This window comes from Pseudoxanthomonas sp. F11, from assembly GCF_037046485.1.
Taxonomy (GTDB): domain Bacteria; phylum Pseudomonadota; class Gammaproteobacteria; order Xanthomonadales; family Xanthomonadaceae; genus Pseudoxanthomonas_A.
On sequence record NZ_JBANLZ010000003.1, the window covers coordinates 22,478 to 43,557 of the forward strand.

At 69.4% G+C, this 21,080-nt stretch carries 19 protein-coding genes; 10 read left to right on the forward strand and 9 right to left on the reverse strand.

Going from position 1 to position 21,080, the window contains the following annotated elements; translation table 11 throughout:
* Positions 1-4 precede the first annotated feature (4 nt).
* The 5 genes from V8246_RS10625 (at position 5) to V8246_RS10645 (ending at position 5,708) form a co-directional block, all read left to right on the forward strand.
* Entirely contained in the window at positions 5-982 is a 978-nt protein-coding gene (locus V8246_RS10625; RefSeq protein ID WP_336189113.1) for an RDD family protein, read from the forward strand.
* Between the two features lie 210 nt (positions 983-1,192).
* Positions 1,193-3,691, forward strand: coding sequence for a DNA topoisomerase I (locus V8246_RS10630; RefSeq protein ID WP_336189114.1), 2,499 nt, complete (start codon positions 1,193-1,195; stop codon positions 3,689-3,691).
* Between the two features lie 20 nt (positions 3,692-3,711).
* On the forward strand, positions 3,712-4,275 hold the full coding sequence (locus V8246_RS10635; protein WP_336189115.1) for an L-threonylcarbamoyladenylate synthase: 564 nt from the start codon (positions 3,712-3,714) through the stop codon (positions 4,273-4,275).
* 60 nt (positions 4,276-4,335) lie between these two features.
* On the forward strand, positions 4,336-5,067 hold the full coding sequence (locus V8246_RS10640; RefSeq protein WP_336189116.1) for a DUF4124 domain-containing protein: 732 nt from the start codon (positions 4,336-4,338) through the stop codon (positions 5,065-5,067).
* Positions 5,064-5,708 (forward strand): DUF4124 domain-containing protein, encoded by a 645-nt coding sequence (locus V8246_RS10645; RefSeq protein ID WP_336189117.1) that lies wholly within the window; start codon positions 5,064-5,066, stop codon positions 5,706-5,708. The genes V8246_RS10640 and V8246_RS10645 overlap by 4 nt, the downstream gene beginning before the upstream one ends.
* A 7-nt stretch (positions 5,709-5,715) precedes the next feature.
* Here V8246_RS10645 and V8246_RS10650 read toward each other — a convergent pair whose 3' ends face one another.
* On the reverse strand, positions 5,716-6,771 hold the full coding sequence (locus V8246_RS10650; protein ID WP_336189119.1) for a type 1 glutamine amidotransferase domain-containing protein: 1,056 nt from the start codon (positions 6,769-6,771) through the stop codon (positions 5,716-5,718).
* Positions 6,772-6,831: 60 nt separating this feature from the next.
* Positions 6,832-7,608 carry an SDR family oxidoreductase gene (locus V8246_RS10655; RefSeq protein WP_336189121.1) on the reverse strand — a complete coding sequence of 259 codons (777 nt, stop codon included), beginning with the start codon at positions 7,606-7,608 and terminating at the stop codon, positions 6,832-6,834.
* Between the two features lie 58 nt (positions 7,609-7,666).
* On the opposite strand from V8246_RS10655, the gene V8246_RS10660 reads away from it, so the two are divergent.
* On the forward strand, positions 7,667-7,924 hold the full coding sequence (locus V8246_RS10660; RefSeq protein WP_336189122.1) for a hypothetical protein: 258 nt from the start codon (positions 7,667-7,669) through the stop codon (positions 7,922-7,924).
* A 3-nt stretch (positions 7,925-7,927) separates the two neighbouring features.
* Here the strand turns inward: V8246_RS10660 and V8246_RS10665 are convergent, their stop codons facing one another.
* The 4 genes from V8246_RS10665 to V8246_RS10680 all read right to left on the reverse strand — a co-directional run bounded on the left by V8246_RS10665 (position 7,928) and on the right by V8246_RS10680 (position 12,274).
* Complete coding sequence (locus V8246_RS10665) at positions 7,928-8,314, reverse strand: hypothetical protein (protein WP_336189123.1); 387 nt, start codon at positions 8,312-8,314, stop codon at positions 7,928-7,930.
* Positions 8,311-8,802 (reverse strand): hypothetical protein, encoded by a 492-nt coding sequence (locus V8246_RS10670; RefSeq protein WP_336189124.1) that lies wholly within the window; start codon positions 8,800-8,802, stop codon positions 8,311-8,313. The genes V8246_RS10665 and V8246_RS10670 overlap by 4 nt, the downstream gene beginning before the upstream one ends.
* 129 nt (positions 8,803-8,931) lie before the next feature.
* Complete coding sequence (gene sppA, locus V8246_RS10675; RefSeq protein WP_336189126.1) at positions 8,932-10,836, reverse strand: signal peptide peptidase SppA; 1,905 nt, start codon at positions 10,834-10,836, stop codon at positions 8,932-8,934.
* A gap of 70 nt (positions 10,837-10,906) precedes the next feature.
* The gene (locus V8246_RS10680; protein WP_336189127.1) at positions 10,907-12,274 is read right to left on the reverse strand and encodes an MATE family efflux transporter; all 1,368 of its coding nucleotides are present in this window, start codon (positions 12,272-12,274) and stop codon (positions 10,907-10,909) included.
* A 102-nt stretch (positions 12,275-12,376) separates the two neighbouring features.
* Here V8246_RS10680 and V8246_RS10685 point away from each other — a divergent pair, with 102 nt between their 5' ends.
* On the forward strand, positions 12,377-13,588 hold the full coding sequence (locus tag V8246_RS10685) for a DUF3667 domain-containing protein (protein ID WP_336189129.1): 1,212 nt from the start codon (positions 12,377-12,379) through the stop codon (positions 13,586-13,588).
* 102 nt (positions 13,589-13,690) lie between these two features.
* Here the strand turns inward: V8246_RS10685 and V8246_RS10690 are convergent, their stop codons facing one another.
* Both V8246_RS10690 and V8246_RS10695 read right to left on the reverse strand, forming a co-directional pair.
* Positions 13,691-14,287: a DUF3106 domain-containing protein gene (locus V8246_RS10690; protein WP_336189130.1), complete on the reverse strand. Its 597-nt coding sequence runs from the start codon at positions 14,285-14,287 to the stop codon at positions 13,691-13,693.
* Positions 14,274-15,263 (reverse strand): hypothetical protein, encoded by a 990-nt coding sequence (locus V8246_RS10695; protein ID WP_336189131.1) that lies wholly within the window; start codon positions 15,261-15,263, stop codon positions 14,274-14,276. Before V8246_RS10695 ends, V8246_RS10690 begins: the two co-directional genes overlap by 14 nt.
* Positions 15,264-15,705: 442 nt before the next feature.
* On the opposite strand from V8246_RS10695, the gene V8246_RS10700 reads away from it, so the two are divergent.
* The 3 genes from V8246_RS10700 (at position 15,706) to V8246_RS10710 (ending at position 20,558) form a co-directional block, all read left to right on the forward strand.
* Positions 15,706-17,892 (forward strand): primosomal protein N', encoded by a 2,187-nt coding sequence (locus V8246_RS10700; RefSeq protein WP_336189132.1) that lies wholly within the window; start codon positions 15,706-15,708, stop codon positions 17,890-17,892.
* Positions 17,892-19,211 (forward strand): MFS transporter, encoded by a 1,320-nt coding sequence (locus V8246_RS10705; protein ID WP_336189133.1) that lies wholly within the window; start codon positions 17,892-17,894, stop codon positions 19,209-19,211. Before V8246_RS10700 ends, V8246_RS10705 begins: the two co-directional genes overlap by 1 nt.
* A 69-nt stretch (positions 19,212-19,280) precedes the next feature.
* Entirely contained in the window at positions 19,281-20,558 is a 1,278-nt protein-coding gene (locus V8246_RS10710) for an NAD(P)/FAD-dependent oxidoreductase (RefSeq protein ID WP_336189134.1), read from the forward strand.
* On the opposite strand, the gene V8246_RS10715 is transcribed toward V8246_RS10710, so the two are convergent.
* The gene (locus V8246_RS10715) at positions 20,531-21,004 is read right to left on the reverse strand and encodes a DUF1203 domain-containing protein (protein ID WP_336189135.1); all 474 of its coding nucleotides are present in this window, start codon (positions 21,002-21,004) and stop codon (positions 20,531-20,533) included. The genes V8246_RS10710 and V8246_RS10715 overlap by 28 nt on opposite strands.
* Positions 21,005-21,080 lie beyond the last annotated feature (76 nt).

Sequence of the window (21,080 nt, forward strand, 5' to 3'; positions counted from 1 at the left end):
CCGCATGACCGAGTGGTACTACGTCGACAACCTTCGCCAGCGTCAGGGCCCCGTGCCGCAGGACGCGCTGGTGAAGCTGCATCGCAGCGGCGCGCTGACCGACGCCTCGCTGGCCTGGCGCGAAGGCATGGGTCAGTGGACAGCGCTGGGGGAACTCGGCAGCGAACTCGGCCTTGCCGCGCCCGCGCCCGTCGCTGCGCACCCGACCCCTGAGCCCGCAGCCGAACCGGTGGTCGAACGGCCACTGACCGGACGTGCGGTGTTCACGGCCAGTGAGCCCCGCTACGCCCAGCACACGCCTGTGCAGACGGGCCCGGTGGGCGCCGTGGCGGCTGCGGCCACGGCGGCATCGCCCTACGCCGCGCCCCGGGCCGATGTGGTCGAGCCGCGTTCCACGGCGCGCGTGCAAGACGGCCATGTGGTCTACGCAGGTTTCTGGAAGCGCGTGGCGGCCAGCATCATCGATGCGTTCGCCATCGGCATTCCCGTCGCGATCGTGGCCATGATCGTCGGTGGCCTGATGGGCGCGGGCAGCTCCTTCACGACCCAGGTGTTCAACCCGGGCGAGACGATCACGTCGTACCTGCTCACCGCCATCGCCTATGCGTGGTTCCACTCGACCGCCGGCCTGAGCGCGACGCCCGGGAAACTGGCCATCGGCATCAAGGTGGTAAGGACCGACGGCGACAAGATCAGCTTCCTGCGCGGCTTCGGCCGCTACTGGGCCTACCTGCTCAGCGGTCTGATCTTCTGTATCGGCCTGATCATGGCCGCCTTCACCGAACGCAAGCAGGGGCTCCACGACCTGATGTGCGACACGCTGGTGGTCGACAAGTGGGCCTTCACCGCCCAGCCCGAGCGCCAGCGCGAAGAGCTGGGCACGGTGGCCCTGGTCGTGCTGATCCTGGGCGGCGTGCTGCTCGTGGGCGCCTTCATCCTGATGGTGGTGGGTTTCGCCGCGCTGGCCTCGATGGGTCGTTGAGCCGCCGACCCAGGCCGCGACCCGGGTCACGGAACCCGGGCGGCCCCGGGTGTGCCGGCTTGACAGGCCGGGGGCGGCCGTGACACCACTATAAATAGGAAATCTGAACGCCCGGGGCCCGCGCCCCGGGCGTCCGCTTCTCTGGCGCCCGCATTTGGGCCACCCTAGCCGGCCCCGGACGGCCCACCCGAACTCCCCTGAACCCCTGACATGCCCAAGCACCTGCTCATCGTCGAGTCGCCCGCCAAGGCCAAGACGATCAACAAATACCTCGGCAAGGACTTCACCGTCCTGGCGTCCTATGGCCACGTCCGGGACCTGGTGCCGAAGGAAGGAGCGGTGGACCCGGACAACGGGTTTGCGATGCGCTACGACCTGATCGACAAGAACGAGAAGCACGTCGATGCCATCGCCAAGGCCGCCAAGGGCGCCGACGACATCTTCCTGGCCACCGACCCGGACCGCGAAGGGGAAGCCATCAGCTGGCACATCGCGGAGATCCTGAAAGAGCGCGGCCTGCTGAAGGACAAGCCGCTGCACCGCGTGGTGTTCACCGAGATCACGCCGCGCGCCATCAAGGAAGCGATGACCCAGCCGCGCCAGATCGCCGGCGACCTGGTCGACGCCCAGCAGGCGCGCCGCGCGCTGGATTATCTGGTCGGTTTCAACCTCTCGCCGGTGCTTTGGCGCAAGGTGCAGCGTGGCCTGTCCGCCGGCCGCGTGCAGTCGCCTGCCCTGCGCATGATCGTGGAGCGCGAGGAGGAGATCGAAGCCTTCGTCGCCCGCGAATACTGGAGCATCGAAGCCGAGTGCGCGCATCCGCGCCAGCCCTTCACCGCCAAGCTCACCAAACTGGACGGGCAGAAGTTCGAACAGTTCACCGTCACCGACGGCGACACCGCCGAAGCCGCACGCGTGCGCATCCAGCAGGCCGCACAGGGTTCGCTGCACGTCACCGATGTCGGCAGCAAGGAACGCAAGCGTCGTCCGGCGCCGCCGTTCACCACGTCCACCCTGCAGCAGGAAGCCTCGCGCAAGCTCGGCTTCACCACCCGCAAGACCATGCAGGTGGCGCAGAAGCTGTACGAAGGCGTCAACATCGGCGAAGAAGGCACGGTCGGCCTGATCAGCTACATGCGTACCGACTCGGTCAGCCTGTCCGCCGAGGCGCTGGCCGAGATCCGCGATGTCATTGCGCGCGATTACGGCACGCAGGCGCTGCCGGACAAGCCCAACGTCTACGTGACCAAGTCCAAGAACGCACAGGAAGCGCACGAAGCCGTGCGCCCGACCAGCGCGCTGCGCACGCCCGCGCAGGTCGCCCGCTACCTGAGCGAGGACGAGCGCAAGCTCTACGACCTGATCTGGAAGCGCGCCGTCGCCTGCCAGATGGTGCCGGCCACGCTCAACACCGTCAGCGTCGACCTGGCCGCCGGCAGCCAGCACAGCTTCCGCGCCAGCGGCACCACCGTGGTCGATCCCGGCTTCCTGGCCGTGTACGAGGAAGGCAAGGACCAGAAGAACGCCGAGGACGACGACGAAGGCCGCAAGCTGCCGCCGATGAAGCCGGGAGATACGGTGCCGCTGGACCGCATCCATGCCGACCAGCATTTCACCCAGCCGCCGCCGCGCTTCACCGAAGCGGCACTGGTCAAGGCGCTGGAGGAATACGGCATCGGCCGTCCGTCCACCTATGCCTCGATCATCCAGACGCTGATCTTCCGCAAGTACGTGGAAATGGAAGGTCGCGCCTTCAAGCCCAGCGACGTGGGCCGCGCGGTCAGCAAGTTCCTGTCCGGCCACTTCACGCAGTACGTGGACTACGACTTCACCGCCAAGCTGGAAGACGAGCTGGATGCCGTCTCCCGTGGCGAGGAAGAGTGGATCCCGCTGATGGAGAAGTTCTGGGGCCCGTTCAAGGAACTGGTGACCGAAAAGGCCGAAACCGTCGACCGCAGCGAAGCCACCGGCGCGCGCGAGCTGGGCACCGACCCCAAGTCCGGCAAGCCGGTCAGCGTGCGTCTGGGCCGCTACGGGCCGTACGCGCAGATCGGCGACAAGGACACCGACGAGAAGCTGGAGTTCGCTTCGCTGCGTCCCGGCCAGTCGATGCATACCATCACCCTGGAAGACGCCCTGGAGCTGTTCAAGCTGCCGCGCAAGCTGGGCCAGGACAAGGGTGAAGAGGTCAGCGTCGGCATCGGCCGCTTCGGCCCGTTCGCCAAGCGTGGCAGCGTATATGCGTCGCTGAAGAAGGAAGACGACCCGTACACGATCGACCTGGCGCGCGCGGTGTTCCTGATCGAAGAGAAGGAAGAGATCGCGCGCAACCGCATCATCAAGGAGTTCGACGGCAGCGACATCCAGGTGCTCAACGGCCGCTTCGGCCCGTATATCAGCGACGGCAAGCTCAACGGCAAGATTCCGAAGGACCGCGAACCGGCGTCACTCACGCTGGACGAGGTGCAGAAGCTGCTGGAGGAGACGGGCAAGCCCGTGCGTCGCGGCTTCGGCGCCAAGAAAGCCGCCGCGAAGAAGGTGGCGGTGAAGAAGGAAGCGGCGCCGAAGAAGACGGCGGCCAAGAAAACGCCCGCGAAGAAGGCGGCGAAGAAAGCCACCAAGAAAACCGCGACGAAGAAGGCAGCGACCAAGAAAGTGGCGAAGAAATCCGTCGCCAAGGCCGATGCCGGAGACGACGCACCGTTCTGATCCCTGCCACCACGCACGCCATGCCCATCGAACGGACCATCGAGGAAGCCGCGGAAGTGATCCGCAGCGGCGGCATCGTCGCCTATCCCACCGAAGCCGTGTGGGGCCTGGGTTGCGATCCGTTCGATGAGGGCGCCGTCCACCGGCTGCTCGCGATCAAGCAGCGACCGGTGGACAAGGGCCTGATCCTGATCGCCGCCACGCTGGAACAGCTGCGTCCGCTGATCGATTTCGCCGCCGTTCCCACCGACCGCCTGGCCGAGGTGCTGGCCAGCTGGCCTGGCCCGTACACGTGGGTGATGCCCGCCACCGCGCAGGCGCCACGCTGGATCACCGGCCAGCATCGCGGCATCGCCGTGCGGGTCAGCGAACACCCCACCGTGGTCGGCCTGTGCCAGGCCTATGGCGGCGCGCTGGTGTCCACCAGCGCGAACCTGAGCGGCCAGCCTGCCGTCAGCGACTACGACGCACTGGACCCGGCCTTGCTGGAGCGCGTGGACGCCACCGTGCCCGGCCAGACCGGCGGCCTGGCTCGCCCCACCGCCATCCGCGACGCACTGACCGGCCAAGCGCTGCGTGAATGACCGGCGGCCGTTCACGGCGCTCGGCTTTCCATCCCCTGTCCACGCGCGCACCATGACGGCATGCCGCGCCTTGCCCTGCTCCTGCTGCCGGTCCTCCTGATCCCGTCGCCGTCCTCCGCGCAGGCGTCGAAGCCGGCCGCCACGACCGACGTCACGATCTACCGCTGCACGAATGCCCGTGGCGCGCTGACGCTGCGCGACTCCCCTTGCCTGAAGGGCGAGCAGCAGGATGTCCGCACCATGCAACGTCCACGCGATCCGGCGCCGTCGGCGCAGCCGCCTGCACCGACGCCGACGCCGGCCGCACCGGTCCCGAACACCACCGTCCAGGTGGTGTACCTCACACCGCCCCGCCCCCTGTACGAGTGCGTGACGCCCGACGGCGAGACCTACACCAGCGATGACGGTGAAGGGAATCCACGCTGGGTGCCGTACTGGTCGGCCGGCTATCCTGCGTGGTCGCGCGACCGCCACACGGGCTCCGCCAGCGTGTCGGGCAATGTGTCCATCGGCAACGCCACGCTGTCGTTCCAGAGCGGCGATCCCCGACCGCCACGCCCACCGCATCCGCCCCGGCCGGGCCACGGCGGTGCCGGCTACGCGCCGGGTGGCGTATGGATCCGCGACACCTGCCACGCGCTGCCGCAATCGGAAGTCTGTGCACGGTTGTCCGACCGGCGCTATGAAATACTCCGGCGCTACGGCAGCGCGATGTCGAGCGAACGACGCGCGCTGGATCTGGAACAGCGCGACATCGACGCGCGCATCGCCAACGACTGCAGGAACCCATGAGCCGTATCCCCGCTCCCTACGCCCGCCGGCTGTTGCTGGCGATCTTTCTCGGCGCCGCCATCGCGCCCGGATCCCGGGCCGGAGACGTCGTCATCTACCGCTGCACCGACGCCAGCGGTGCCCTGACGCTGCAGAATGCACCATGCCCCAAGGGCATGAAGCAGGAGCAACGCACGTTGCAGGGCGTCAACACCGTGCCGATGGCGCCGGCGAACTCGGCTTCGCCCCCGACCACTGCGCAGATACAACCGGCCGCCCCCGCCCGACCCGCCTCGCGGGAACCCGCACCCGCCGCGCCCGCGGCCGATGCCCCCCGACTGCCGCCACCGGTCCTGTTCCAATGCACCACCTACGACAAGGACACCTACGTCACCGAGGACAGCGAACCCGCCTCCCGCTGCGTCGTGCTGCGCACGACCGGACTGGACGGCAACCCGCAGGGCGGCGCCGGCCAGGCCTGCGAAGTGGTACGCGACACCTGCGCCCGCGTGCCCGACGGCGCACTGTGCGATGCATGGAAGAAGCGCCGCGACGAAACCGAGGTGGCCTGGCGTTTCGCGCGCCGTGAGAATGTCGACAGGAACCGCGCCGAGTACGAGCGCGTGGCGCGCATCCTGTCCGAAAGCGACTGCGGAGAGTAGTTCCGCGTCAGCCCAGCGCCAGCGCCTGGAGATGCCACGCGTCCCCCGCACGCCCCTGCATGGCCGCGACCAGGGCGTGCATCAGCAACAGGCGCTTGTCCGCCTCGGGCAGAGTGGCCCTCGCCTCGCGTGCGGCCGCCATGCCATGCCGGTGGTAGGCCGCCATCACCTGCACCGCCTGCTCGTCGCGCCCCGGTGCGCGGGCGACCGGAACATGGCCCAGCGCACGCACCATGGCCTCCGCCGTGGACCACGTCGACCACGGGTTCTGCCCAGTGACGATGCGGCCATCGACCACCGTGTTGTCCAGATACATCGGGCCTTCCATGTAACGCCCGCCCTTCTCCAGGATGCGGTCCTGAAGCAGATAGGGGAATCGTGCACGCGCATCCTCGATCAGGAACAGCTCTTCGGCGTTGCTGAAGGCCGCCACGCGACGTCCACGCAGCAGCGGCGTGCCGTCGTCCAGCGTCACCTCGAGCAGCGCGGCCGGACCGTGGCAGACGGCGCCGACGACGCCACCGCGCTGGTACACATCGCGCACCAGGCGCTGGATGCCGGGATCGTCGGGAAAATCGAACATGGTTCCCTTGCCGCCGACGAAATAGACCGCGGCATAGCGCGAGGCATCCACGTCGGCCACGCGCAGGCTCGCGGCCAGTTTCCGTTGCGCCCCGGCATCGTTGAGGAAGGCGAAGTCGGCGGCCACCATGTCCTCGTCGTCCCGCCGCATCGGTGGCGGGCCACCGCGGGGACTGGCGATGTCCACCTCGTAGCCATTGGCCTGGAACACGTAGTACGCACGCGCCAGTTCGGTCAGCTCGAAGCCCGACTTCTTTTCGCCACCGGGAAAGTGCGACGTGCTGGTGACCACGGCGAGGATGCGGCCACGCGGCCCGGCCACCGCGTTCCGCATGAAGTCCAGATCGGCCACCGTGCTGCGCGCACCCGCGGGGGGCTGGCTGTCCAGGTCCAGTGCGCGCATGTACGCGAAGCCGGCAATGCCCATGATCAGGACGAGCGCACCGCCCGCCATCGCGACCCGCTTGATCCATCGTCCCATCTTCGTGTCCCCGCTCTGTGACGGGCACACGCTAGCGGGCGCGCATCAAACGAACGTCAATCAGAACCCGTAGCGCAGGAATCCACCATCCACCGCAATGCATTCGCCGGTGATGTAGCTGGAGGCGGGCAGGCAGAGGAATCCGACGGCGGCGGCGACTTCTTCCGGCTCGCCGATGCGGCGCATCGGTGTGCGTGCGATCACTTCGTCGTAGTAGTCCGGGTCCGACAGTGGCCCCGAGGTGCGGCGCGTGCGGATGTACCAGGGCGCAACCGCATTCACGCGCACGCCGTCCTCGGCCCATTCGGCGGCCAGGTTGCGGGTCAGCTGGTGCAGGGCGGCCTTGGTCATGCCGTAGGGCGCGCCGCTGCGCACGGCGGTGATGCCCGATACGCTGCCCACGTTGACGATGCACGAAGCGGCATGCCGGGTGAGCAGCGGATGCGCATAGCGCGACAGCTCGAAGGCGGAGAACAGGTTGGTCTCGAAAATGCCGCGCCACTCGTCCTCGGTGTAGTCCACCGCGGCCCGGGTGACGTTGCCGCCGGCGTTGTTGACCAGGATGTTCAGGCCGTCGCCGTGGTCTTCCACCCAGTCAAGGATGGCGCGGCGGTCTTCGTCGTCGGCCACGTCGGCGGCCAGCATGCTGATCTCGCGCTCGGGGTGCTCTTCGGCCAGATCGTGCCGCACGTCCTGCAGGGCATCCGCATCGCGCGCCACCATCATCACGTCGGCGCCGAAGCCCAGCAGTTCGCGCGCGATCGCCAATCCGATGCCCGCGCTGGCACCGGTCACCAGCGCCCGCTGCCCTTCCAGTCGCCACCGGTTCGCCACCACATGCGCCTCCTTCCTCGTTGGGCGTAGCATAGCGCCACGTCACACGAGGATCGTCGCCATGCCCGGGATCCGCTTCGCCCTGCTCGCCTCGCTCGCCCTGGCGGCCACGGCCTGCCGCGCACCAGAGCCGCCGCCCACCGACGAGCCGCCCGAGCCGCAGGCCACGGCGTCCGCCACGCCCTCCGGCACGGAGCTGCGCGACGCGATACAGGCGCCCATCCAGCAGGCGCAGGCGGTGGAGGCGCAGGTACAGGCCGCCGCCGACCGGACCGAGGCCGCCGAGGCCGACGCCGCCGGCAACGCCAGCGCGCCCTGAACCTCAGCCTTCGCCGTCGGCGGCGAACTCCACCCAGCGCCACTCACCGTCCACGCGCCCCAGGTGGAACTGGTAGGGCGCGCAGGACAGCACGTAGCGGTCGTCCTCGCGCAGCGGGGCCGCGGTACGCAGGCAGTGGCGCACCTCGACGGTCAACAGGGCCGGCACCACCTCGCGCGCCATGCCTTCACGGGCATGGTCCCGGCCTTCGAACAGGAACGGCAGCCGGGTCATGGCGACGACCGCATCGACATCGTTCGCGGCGACGGCGGCGCGCCAGCGCGCGAGAAACGCATCGAATTCCGTGTCGGCATCCCCCGCCCGTGCGGATGGCAGGGTGCTGACGAACGCGAGCGCCAGCGCGGTGACGACACGCATCATCGGCCTCATTCCGGTTCTCCCTCGCAGACCGCCGGCGGCGCGTCGCCCGCGCAGGCGCGCGGCCAGCTCGGCAGGCACAGGGCGGCCCAGGGATGGTCGTCCAGTCCTTCGCAGGCCGGCGCCGGCGCGAATCCTTCGGGCAGCGCCATGCCGGGCATGTCGCACACGCGTGGCGCCGACGCACCCCGCGAGGTGCTCACCACCCGCTGCAGTCGACCGTCCCTGAACCACAGCGTCGCCCAGTGCCAGGGTTCGGGATCGACATCCATCACCCACAGCGTCTTGCAGCCGGTGTAGTCGTCCGGCAGGTCCGCATTCCGTGGATGCACCAGCATGAAGCCCCCGGGGGTCGCCACCAGGCCTGCGTCTTCCGGCGCCGACGCATGCGCGCAGGACGGCAAGCCGGGCAGGCCGGGCAGGCTGGGCTGCGTCGGCCGGGCGCCAGCTGCGTATGCCAGCGCGATCATCGCCAGCACGGCCACCTTCATGCGCTTCATCTGCACTCCACACGCCGTCGATGCTGCCTACAACGCGGATTGCGGGTATGACGGCCATCCCATGGCGCAAACGGAACGGGCCGCCCGGTCACCCGGGCGGCCCGCTGGATCACGCGATGCCGGTCGCGGTCAGAAGCCGCAGAAACAGTACGCCAGCGTCTTCACCGGCGCGCCCTGGCGGTCGTTGACGGCTTCCTCGACGAAGCGCAGCTGCGCTTCCATCTCGGGCAGGCTGCGCGCCAGCAGCGCGCGCGCGAAGTCCGAATCCTTCAGCCAGGCCGCACCGATGCGGCTGCCCGCGAAGCCGCCCATGAACTGCGAGAACGGCGAGGACATCTTCTCGATGTAGCGTACGCGGTACTTGCCAGGCTCTCCCAGCTTGGCACGTTTGGCGGCATCGGCCAGGGCCGCATCCAAACCTGCCAGTTCGTCTACCAGCCCGCGTTCCTTGGCCTGCGCACCGCTCCACACGCGGCCACGGGCGACGGCATCGATCTCTTCGACGGATTTCTTGCGTGCCTCGGCGACCTTGCCGGTGAAATCGGCATAGCCCTTGTCGATGACCGACTGGATCACCTGGCCCACGGCCGGATCCAGCGGACGGGTGATGTCGAACGCACCGGCGAAGCGGGTGGTGCCCACGCCGTCGGTGCGCACGCCGATCTTCTCCAGCGTGCGCGGCACGGTGGGGATCATGCCGAAGATGCCGATCGAGCCGGTGATGGTGGACGGGTCGGCGTAGATGCGGTCGGCGTTCATGCTGATCCAGTAGCCGCCCGACGCGGCCAGGTCGCCCATGGACACGACGACCGGCTTGCCGGCCCTCTTCAGCGCGGCCACTTCGCGACGGATCTGTTCGGAGGCGTACACGCCGCCGCCGGGCGAATCCACGCGCAGCACCACGGCCTTCACGTCGTCGTCGTCGCGCGCCTCGCGCAGCAGGGCCGAGGTGGACAGCCCACCGACGCGGCCGGCCGGCTGGTCGCCGTCGGTGATCTCGCCTTCGGCCACCACCACGGCGATCTGCGGACGCTTGTCCAGCGGATTGATCTTGGCGTCGAGCTGGGTCAGGTAGCCGGTCAGGCCGATGGCGCGGAAGCCGGTGTCCGAATCCTCGTCGGCCACGCCGCGTTCGATCAGCAGGTCCTCGACTTCTTCCTGGGTCTTCAGGCCGTCCACCAGCTTCTGCTGCAGCGCGTACTTGGCCAGGTCGCCGCCCGCGGCGGCGATGCCCTCGGGCAGGGTGTCGATGCCGGCGGCCAGCGCTTCCGGCGTGGTCTTGCGGACCTTAGCGATGTCGGCCAGCAGGCGCTGCCACACATCGTTCATCCAGAACAGGTCGGCTTCCTTGGCCTCCTTGGACGCCGCGTCCAGCACGTAGGGTTCGGCCGCGGACTTGTACTCGCCCACCTTGAACAGGTGCACGTCCACGCCCAGCTTGTCCTGCAGGCCTTCACGGTAGTACTGGCGGTAGCGGCCCAGGCCCTCCAGCATCAGGCTGCCCATCGGATCGAGGTAGACCTCGTCGGCCTGCGCGGCCAGCAGGTACTGGGTCTGGCTGAGGTTCTCGCCGAAGGCGACGATCTGCTTGCCGGACGCACGGAACTTCGCCAGTGCGGCGGCGACTTCGCGCAGCGAGGCGTAGCCGGTGGGCTGCAGCTGGTCCACGCGCAGCAGCATGCGTTCGATCTTCTCGTCCTTCTGCGCCGCCTCGATGGCGCGCAGCAGGTCGCGCAGCTGCACTTCCTCGGCGCTCTTGTCGCCCAGCGCCTTGGCCAGCGCGCGGGTGGCCGGATCGGCGGTGAACTGCTCCACCAGGCGGCCTTCCGGCGCCAGCACGAAGGTGGTGCGCTCCATCAGCGGCTTCACCCCGCCGCTGCCGGCGGCGATGATGAAGAAGATGAAGACCAGGAACAGCAGCCCGAAGAAGATCAGGTTGAGGACCAGCTTGCGGGTGAAATTCGCCACGTCCCACAGGCCGACGAAGAAGGCGGCGACCGGGCTGCGGCGAGGTGCGGGGGCGACTTGGCTCATGGGGAACTCCGGGAAACTGGGACCACTGTAGCGTGCGGCCATCGGGCTTTCATGCCCCGATGGTCACCCGTCAAGCTGACATGACGATGGCCCGGCGCCGGCTGCTGCGCTCGAAGCGCCAGCCCAGCAAGACGGCCGCGGCGGTCAGGCCCACGATCAGGCCCAGCCACATGCCCTGCGGCCCCCAGCCCAGCCCCAGGCCCAATCCGGCGCCCAGCGGCATGCCCAGGCCCCAGTACGACACCACCGCCAGCCACATCGGCACGCGGGTGTCCTTCAGCCCGCGCAGCGCGCCGGCCGACAGGACCTGGATGCCATCGGGAAACTGGAAGGCGGCGGCGAACAGCAGAAGCGTGCCCGCCAACGCGGCCACCGCCAGGTCGTCGGTGTACAGCGCCACCACCAGATCGTGCCCCAGCAGCAGCAACAGCGCCGACATCGCCTGCGTGGCCAGCACGATGACGTAACCCGCGTGCGCGGCGCGGCGGATGCCGGCCCCGTCGCCCGAACCGACCGCATGGCCCACGCGCACGGTGGTGGCCTCGGCCACGCCCATTGGCACCATGAAGCACAGAGCGGACACGTTGATGGCGATCTGGTGCGCGGCGGCGGGGGTGGCTCCCAGGCGCGCGATCAGCAGCGCGGTGACGATGAACAGGCTGCCCTCCATCAGCACGGTGATGCCGATCGGCAGGCCGGTGCGCAACAGCTGCATGATCGGCCCGCGGCGCGGCGGATCGAAATGCGCGAACAGGTGCAGGTCGGCGAACCGCTTCGCGCGCGCCAGATACGTCGCGAATGCGATGGCCTGCAGCCACATGGTCAGCGCCGACGCGATGCCCAGGCCGCCTGCGCCCATTTCCGGAAATCCCAGCTTGCCGAAGGTCAGCACGTAGCCCACCGGCGCCAGCACCAGCAGCCCGCCGAAGCCCAGGATCATCGTGGGCAGTGTCCAGTGCGTGCCCTCGCTGAGATAGCGCATGCAGAAGTAGAGCGTCAGCGCCGGCACGCCCCAGCGGATGCCGTGCAGGAAGGCCGTCGCGCCGGGAATGATGTCGGGCGCGATGCCGAACGCCGCCAGCGCGTGCGGCGCCACGCTGAGGAAGGCGAACATCAGCACGCCCAGGCCCAGCGACAGCCACAGCGCCTGGCGGAACAGCGGCGCGATCTCGTCGCGCCGGTTCGCGCCGTCCAGCTGCGAGACCGAGGCGGTCAGCGAGATCAGCGTGCCGATCGGCACCATCATCGGCAGCCACAGCAGCGCCGTGCCCACGGTCACCGCCGCCAGCGTGGCGGTGGCGTGGTGGCCGGCGATCACGTTGTCGACGAAGCCGATCAGGCCGGTGGACACATGGCCCAGCACCAGCGGCAGGGCGAGCGTGGCCGTCGCACGCACTTCCTGGCCGAAGCGCGGGGTCGGGGAGGGAGACACAGACATGGGGATCAACCGCCGGACTACGGTCGCGCGGTTTCGCGCTGGCACCGGGTCACGGGAGGCCGGTATCTTACCCGCTCGCCACCTGCGCCGCCCGAACGCCCCATGACCCCATCGCACGATGCCGTGCACGCCAGCGCGTGCGAGAACTGCCAGACGCCGCTGCAGGGCGGGTTCTGCCACGTCTGCGGACAGAATGCGCACAACCCGCTGCGCAGCTTCGGGCATGCGGTGGAAGAGGTATTCGAATCGTTCTGGCACCTGGACGGCCGCATCTTCCGCACCCTGCGCACGCTGCTGTCGCCGGGCAGGCTGGCCAACGCCTACCTGGCCGGCCACCGCGCGCCGTACGTGGCGCCACTGCGGTTGTTCGTCATCCTCAGCGTGCTGACGTTCTTCGTGGGCAAGTTCGCCATGGGCAGCGGCGATGTGCTGAGCCCGCCTGCCGTGGCGGACGGCAAGGGCGGCACGACGGTCCAGGTGACGGGCGGGGGGGGCGAAGGCGTCGACTTCGCATCGTTGACCGACCCCGACGAAGTGGTGCGCCTGCGCGACCGCACCATCGACGGGCTGCTAGCTGCGCGCGCCACCATTCCGCCGACGCTCGTGTTCGCTCGCGAACGGGTGGAAGACAACATCCGCGGCACCCAGGCGCGGGCGCGCGCGCGCATCGTCGAACTGCAGCCCGACCACCCGGCGCTGGCCCAGCCCGACCGGATCCCGGAGAACGGGCCGATGCCCGACAGCACGGGCTCGCTGTTCTCGCAGAACGGCAAGCCCTGGCATCCGGTCGACAATCCCGTGCGCGTGGCCTGGCTTCCGGAGTTCGGCAACCGCTGGTTGAACAAGAAGATCGCTCGCGCGCAGGACAACATCCCACGCCTGCAGAAAGACCCGGAACTGTTCAAGAACGCCATGATGGGGGCCGTGCCGTCGGCGTTGTTCGTGCTGGTGCCGGTGTTCGCGCTGCTGTTGAAGCTGGCCTACATCGGCACAGGCCGGTTGTATCTGGAGCACCTGGTGGTGGCGCTCTACAGCCACGCCTACCTGTGCCTGTGCGTGCTGGCGTTCTTCCTGCTCTCCTTCATCGACAGCCTGCTGCCCACGCAGGCGACCGTGGCGCGGGCGCCGGTGTGGCTGGCCGAGTTGCTGGTCATGTTCTGGATGCCGGTCTACCTGTTCTGGATGCAGCAGCGCGTCTATCGCCAGCACCCGGTCGTCACGCTGCTGAAGTACCTCGCGCTGGGCATGCTGTACTTCATGCTGGTCGTCACGGCCATGGTCCTGCTGTCCCTGACCAGCCTGGTGAATGCGTAGGAACGCCGTACCGCGCTTTCCGGGGAGAACCTGTGCCTTTGCGATCGCTCGATCGATCGCCTGGTGCAGGGTGCGGCGGACCCGCTGCGACAGAATCCCCGGCTAGCGTTCACGCCGTTGCTGCAGCCATGCGCGGCGCCGGCCATCAGGCACCGCCAGCAATTCACGCCGGAACGCATCCCGCTCTTGCGGCTGAAGCCGCTGCGCAAGCGCGGCCAGGTCGTCGCGCTGCTCCGCATCCAACCGTCGCAGCACCGCCAGCAGGCCATCGCGCTCGGCGGGCGGGACGTAAGCGAACAGCGGCTGCAGGCGCGGCCAGTCGGCGCCCAGGTCCGGACCCAGCCGCCAGCCCTGCCGCTGCATCGCGTCCAGCATGCCGAACTGCGTGCGTAGCGCGGCCTGGTGCTCCGGCGGCAGCGCCGCGATCTCGCTGGCGGCGGCGCGCAACCGCGCGCGCTGTATCTCGTCCAGCGCGCGCCAGGCGGCGTAGCGTGCGCGACGGTCATCGCGCTCGTGCCGCGGCAAGGCATCCCAGGCCATGCGACGCTGCTGCCACTCGGCTTGCGCCGTGGGCGACATGGCGGCCCAACGGGACGCATTCGTTGCGTCCTGCGCGGGCGACGCGGCGATGGCCGCCACCAGGGCGATGACAGTGATCGCGATCGCGGGGCGCGCCCGCCTGCGGTCAGCGCGCCACATCGCCCGCGGCTCCGGCATCGGCAGTGGACGCCGGTGCCGCCGACGTCGCGCCGGCACCGGCGACGTACCAGGCGAGAAAATCCGCTTCGCGGGCATATGCCTCGTCATCGGCATCGGCCAGGAGCGCGAAATCCCCATGGGCCTCGGCGGCGATCATGTTGTCTGCGCGCAAAGCGGGCGCCTCGGCCGCGGGCAGGGGAACCGACGCGATGACCGGAGCAGGCGGGAGCGCCGAGACCCCTTCTTCCGCGGCGGGAGCCCCTGTGGGTGTCGATGCCGGCGGTGGCGCCTGCCCTTGCCACCACCACAGCGCCGCACCGGCGGCGGCCAGCAGCAGGATCCCGGCCAGCAGGATCCACGACCAGCGGCGCCGGGTATCGACAGTCCCGGACTCTGGCGCCCTTACCGGCGCCCTGGCCGGCACGCGGGTGCCGGCCAGGGCGTCCTCGCGCAGGCGGGCGAGCTTGGCCAGCCGGTCTGGGGGCAGTTCGCGCAGCAGCGTCTGGATCGCCTCGGCCACCGCGCGCCACGCGGCGGCATCGGGATGGCCCAACGCGTCGCGGGGGCAGGCACGGGCCAGGGCATCGCGGTAAGCCGCGCCATCGAGTCCCAGGGCGTCGGCGGCGTCGGCTTCCTGCAGGCCACCGGCCAGCCGCAGCAACAGCGCCGCGCGATCGAGCGGCGCGGCCGCGGCCAGGGCGGACAGCGCGCCCGGCCATCGCGCGTCAGGGGCAACCGTCCGCAATGGCGGCGCGGCGGACAGCAGCGACCAGAAGCGCACCGGCCAGTCGGCCATCGGCAGCGCCGCCGCATTGCCACGGAAGGCACGCAGGGCGGCCGCCAGAGCGACATCGCCGCGGTCCGGATCGCCGCACTGGAGTTCGGCGAACACGGCGCCGCGACGCTCGCAGCCACGCAGGAAGGCGGCCAGGGCGGCGGGGGCGGGAGAGCCGACGGGGTCTTGGGGAGCCATCATGGAATCGGTTGCGGATGACCGATGATAGTCACCCATCCGGCCCGTATGGACGCTTGACAGCGCGCCAGAATCTGCTCTCCCCGATGGCACAAGGGTTTCGACGAAACAACGTTGTGCACAGCGGTCATCGATCCGTCATCCGTGGCCGCTGACCCACCCCTGGCGCCCATGTTTCATTTCGGTTTCACGGCCAAGTTATTGATTTTATTTTAAATTATGTCGCTGGCGCTTTTTTCGCCAACCCGACCCGGATGCTTGCGGGACCGTCATTGCGCCGTGAAGCATTCGCGCCATGCACAGATTTATCCACAACCTGTGTGGATAAACCGGAATCCCCTTTGGGGATCGGCACTTGCGTGATTTTCGTCAAGATTCCGGCAGGACATCGCCGCAACTGTGTGAGACCTGACCGCCATCGGAAGGGGCCGATACACTGCACGCGATGCCGCCCGATCGTGCCCTTCAAGTCGCCTTGCCCGTGCCGCTGCCACGGCTGTTCGATTACCTGCCCCCTGTCGGCCACGCTGCCTCGGCCGGCGATGTCGGCAAGCGGGTGAGCGTGATGTTCGGCAACCGGGCGCTGACCGGGTTCGTCGCCGGGGTCGGCCCGCCGGGCGATCCCGGGCTGGACCTCCGCCCGGCGGACGCACTGCTGGACGGGGCCCCCCTGCTGCACGGCGAACTGCTGGAATCGCTGCACTGGCTGGCCCGCTACACGCACGCCCCGCTGGGCGAGGTGGTGGCCACCGCCCTGCCGGTGCTGCTGCGCCAGGGCGAGCCGCTGCCCGATACCCATGCCTGGCATTGGCGCCTGACGGAAGCCGGCCTTTCGGGACGCGAGCGCCTGCGTGCGGGTAGCCGTCCCCGGCGCTTGGCGGACCTGCTGGCGCAGCATGGCGCCCTGGATGAAGACGTGCTGGACCTGCACCTGGACGCAGGACGCACCGCCGCACGCGATCTGGGCAAGCGCGGGTTGGCGGAGCGCTTCGCGGCCGCACCCGCGGCCGTCGCCGCGTCGCCGCGCGCCGGTCCGGCGCTCAACGACGAACAGCAGACCGCCGCCGACGCGATCATCGGCACTTCGGGGTTCGGTGCCCTCCTGCTCGACGGCGTGACCGGCAGCGGCAAGACGGAGGTCTACCTGCACGCCATCGCCGACTGCCTGCGGCGCGGCCGCCAGGCGCTGGTGCTGGTGCCGGAGATCGGCCTGACCCCGCAGACGCTGTCGCGCTTCCGCGAACGGCTGGGCGTGCCGGTGCATGCGCTGCACTCCGGCCTCAACGACGGCGAGCGCGCCCGCACCTGGGCCGCCTGCCTGCGCGGCGAGGCGCGTGTGATCGTGGGCACGCGCTCGGCGGTGTTCACGCCGCTGCCGGAGGCCGGCCTGATCGTGGTCGACGAGGAGCACGACGGCAGCTACAAGCAGCAGGACGGCATCCGCTACCACGCACGCGACTTCGCGCTGGTACGCGGCAAGGCGCTGGACGTGCCGGTGGTGCTGGGCAGCGCCACGCCATCGCTGGAAACCCTGCACAACGCACGCAGCGGCCGCTACGCGCACCTGCGCCTGGCGCGTCGTGCCGGTGAGGCGCAGCCGCCGGCCGTGCGCGTGCTGGACATGCGCAAGCGCGCGCAGCAGGCCGGCCTGCTGTCGGACACGCTGCAGGCGATCCGCCAGGCGCTGGACGCTGGCGGCCAGGTGCTGGTGTTCAAGAACCGCCGCGGCTACGCGCCGGTGCTGCTGTGCCACGACTGCGGCTGGAGCGCGCAGTGCAAGCGCTGCGACAGCCCCATGACCGTGCACGCGGGTGGCAAGCGGTTGCAGTGCCACCACTGCGGCGCGCGGCAGGCGGCGCCACCAGCCTGCCCCGATTGCGGGGGTCTGGCGTTGCAACCGCAGGGCATCGGCACCGAGCGGCTGGAAGAACTGCTGGCCGAACAGTTCGCAGACGTGCCGGTGCTGCGCGTGGATCGCGGCACCACGCAGAAGCGCGACGGCCTGGCGCAGCAACTGGCGAAGCTGGGCGACACGCCCGGCATCCTGGTGGGCACGCAGATCCTGGCCAAGGGCCACGACCTGCCGCACCTCACCCGTGTGGCCGTGGTCGGCGTGGACGAGGGGCTGTTCTCCACCGATTTCCGCGCGGGCGAAAAGCTGGCGCAGCAGCTCATCCAGGTGGCAGGCCGCGCCGGCCGCGCGGGCAAGCGCGGCGATGTCTGGCTGCAGACGCATCACCCCGATCACCCGCTGCTGAACACGTTGATCAACGGCGGCTACCACGCCTTCGCCGAGGCCGAACTGGAACAGCGCCAGATGGCCGGCTTCCCGCCCTTCGCGCACCTGGCGCTGCTGCGCGCCGAAGCCCGGCACATCGACGCCGCGCAGCAGTTCCTGCAGGCGGCGAAGCGCGCGTTGCGCGCACACGATGCCTCGCTGGAGATGCACGGCCCGCTGCCTGCGCCGATGCCGCGCCGCGCAGGCCTGCATCGCGTACAGCTGCTGCTGTCCTCGCCCGAGCGGCGCGCCCTGCACCGCGCGCTCGACATCGCGCTGCCGGACATCCACGCGCTACCGGAAGCCCGCCGAACGCGCTGGTCGCTCGATGTCGACCCCATGGACCTGTACTGATGACGCCCACGTCCCGCGCCGACCTGACGCCCGCCCAACGCCTGCGCAGTATCTTCAGCGGCTCGGTCGGCAACCTGGTGGAGTGGTACGACTGGTACGTCTACGCGGCGTTCTCGCTGTACTTCGCCGAAGTGTTCTTCCCCGGCGGCGACCGCACCAGCCAGTTGCTGAAGACCGCTGCGATCTTCGCGGTGGGCTTTTTGATGCGCCCGCTCGGCGGCTGGCTGCTGGGCCGCTATGCCGATCGCCATGGCCGCAGGCGCGCGCTGATGCTGTCGGTGGTGATGATGTGCGGCGGTTCGCTGATCATCGCCTGCACGCCGGGCTACGCGAGCATCGGCGTGGCCGCACCGATCCTGCTGGTGCTGGCGCGGCTGCTGCAGGGCCTGTCGGTCGGCGGCGAATACGGTACGTCGGCGACCTATCTCAGCGAGATGGCTTCGCGCGCGCATCGCGGCTTCTGGTCCAGCTTCCAGTACGTCACGCTGGTGATGGGGCACCTGATTGCGTTGGCCGTGCTGATCGCGCTGCAGCGTGTGTTCCTCACCGACGAGCAACTGCGCGAGTGGGGCTGGCGCATCCCGTTCGCGATCGGTGCGGTGGCGGCGCTGGTGGCGTTGTGGCTGCGCCGGAACATGGTGGAAACCGAGTCCTTCTCCCGCCGCGAGGCCGCCGGCACGCCGGACCAGCAGGAGGCGCAGGGCACATTGCGCGCGCTGATGCAGCACCCACGCGCGGTGCTCGCCGTGGTCGGGCTGACGATGGGCGGCACGCTGGCCTTCTACACGTACACCACCTACGTGCACAAGTTCCTCGTCAACAGCGCCGGCATGGCCAGCGAGACGGCCAGCCTGATCAACGCCTCCACCCTGTTCTTCTTCATGTTGCTGCAACCGGTGGTCGGCGCGCTGTCCGACCGGATCGGCCGTCGGCGCATCCTCATCGCGTTCGGCGTCATGGGCACGCTGTGCACATGGCCGATCCTGTCGGCGCTGCAGACGGTGTCCAGCCCGGCGCAGGCGTTCTGGCTGGTCATGGCGGCACTGGTGATCCTCAGCGGCTACACCGCGATCAACGCGGTGGTGAAGGCGGAAATGTTCCCGGTGGAGATCCGCGCCCTGGGCGTGGGCCTGCCGTATGCACTGACCGTCGCGCTCTTCGGCGGAACGGCGGACATGGTCGCCTTGTGGTTCAAGAAGATCGGCATGGAGGCCGGCTTCTACGGATACGTCACCGCCTGCATCGCGTGTTCGCTGCTGGTCTACTTGTGGATGCCGGACACGCGCGAAACGTCGCTGATCGACCGCGATCCGCATTGAGCGTGCGCAAGGGGTACATGCGACAATCCGTCGCAAGGCGCCACGCAGCCCGTGGCCGCGAGAAACGGCATGCAGGCAGCACACCATTTCGTCATCGTCGGCGGCGGATTCGCCGGCCTCTGGGCCACGCGCGCGCTGGCCTCCGCACCGGTACGCATCACCCTGATCGACCGGCACAACCATCACCTGTTCCAGCCGCTGTTGTACCAGGTGGCCACCGCCGGATTGTCGGCACCCGACATCGCCGCGCCGCTACGCCACATCCTGCGCAAGCAGGCCAATGTGGAAGTGCGGCTGGCGGAGGTCGCTGCGATCGCGCCGCAGAAGAAGCATGTCGTATTGGCCGACGGCACGACGATCGCCTACGACGCGTTGCTGCTGGCCACGGGCGCGACGCATGCCTATTTCGGCCACGACGAGTGGGCGCGGCATGCGCCCGGCCTGAAGACGCTGGACGACGCCCTGCAGCTGCGCCGCCACCTGCTGCTCGCCTTCGAGCGCGCGGAAGCCGAAACCGATCCCGGGAGACGTGCCGCGTGGCTCAGCTTCGCCATCGTCGGCGGCGGACCGACCGGCGTGGAACTGGCCGGCACGCTGGCCGAGATCGCGCGGCATACGCTGAAGAACGAATTCCGCCGCATCGATCCCTCGCAGGCGCGTGTACGGCTCGTGGAGGCGGGGCCGCGCGTGCTTGCGTCCTTTCCCGACACGCTGTCGGAGAAGGCGCGCAGGCAGTTGGAAAGGCTGGGCGTCGAGGTCGTCACCGGCACACCGGTCAGCGACATCACCGACGAGGGTTACCGGCTGGGCGACCTGTTCGTGCCGGCGAAGACGGTGGTGTGGGCGGCCGGCGTGGCGGCATCACCGCTGGCGCGCTCGCTCGACGTGCCACTGGATCGCGCAGGCCGCGTGCCGGTGCAGCCCGATCTCAGTGTCGCGGGGCATCCGGACATCTTTGTCGCGGGAGATCTCGCCGCCGTGACCTCGGACGGGCGCCCCGTACCCGGCGTGGCGCCGGCGGCGAAACAGATGGGCCGGCACGTGGCGCAGGTACTGCGCGCCCGACTGGATGGGCGGGCATCGCCCGGCGACTTCCGCTACCAGGACTATGGCAACCTGGCCACCATCGGCCGCATGGCGGCCGTGGTGGATTTCGGCCGGTTGAAGTTCTCCGGCCTGCTGGCCTGGTGGTTCTGGCTGACGGCGCACGTGTTCTTCCTGATCGGCTTCCGCAACCGCCTGGTGGTGCTGCTGAACTGGTGCTGGGCGTACTGGAGCTACCAGCGCGGTGCGCGGATCATCCTGGGCAAGGACGAGGATCAGGCCGGATCGACGCGACAGGCATAGCAGCCGGGTCGCGCGTTGTGGACGTGCAGGTAGGCGACGTCCGGCACGGCGAGCAGGCGTCGCAGGTGGGAGAGTGCGTCGCTTCCTTCCACCACATCGGCATCGCGCATCAGGCCGTTTGCATCGTACGCGCGCAGCGACAGCAGGCGTCGCGGAAAGCTGGGCGGCAGCGTGTCGCGGAACACCGCCGCAGGCTGCTGCATGGCGGCCTCGCGCACATAGATCGGACCGCTGGCACGATAGGGACCTGAAACGTCGTGGTGCAGGAACGGAAGCAGCAACAGCGTCTCGCCCTGCCGCGCGTCTTCCAGGGTGCCCCGGCACGGGAATCCCCGGTCGGCGTCGGCGACGACGCGGCGTATGTTGCGCGCCGCCAGCGCGCCGTCGTCGAGTGCGAACAACGGCTGGAAGGTGTCGGGCGACAGCCCGTGGATCACGAACGACATGGCATCAGGCTCCGGAACAGAGGACGCCATGCTCGCGCCGCCGTCAGAGCGGCGCTATCCGGATCTTGTTCGGCCC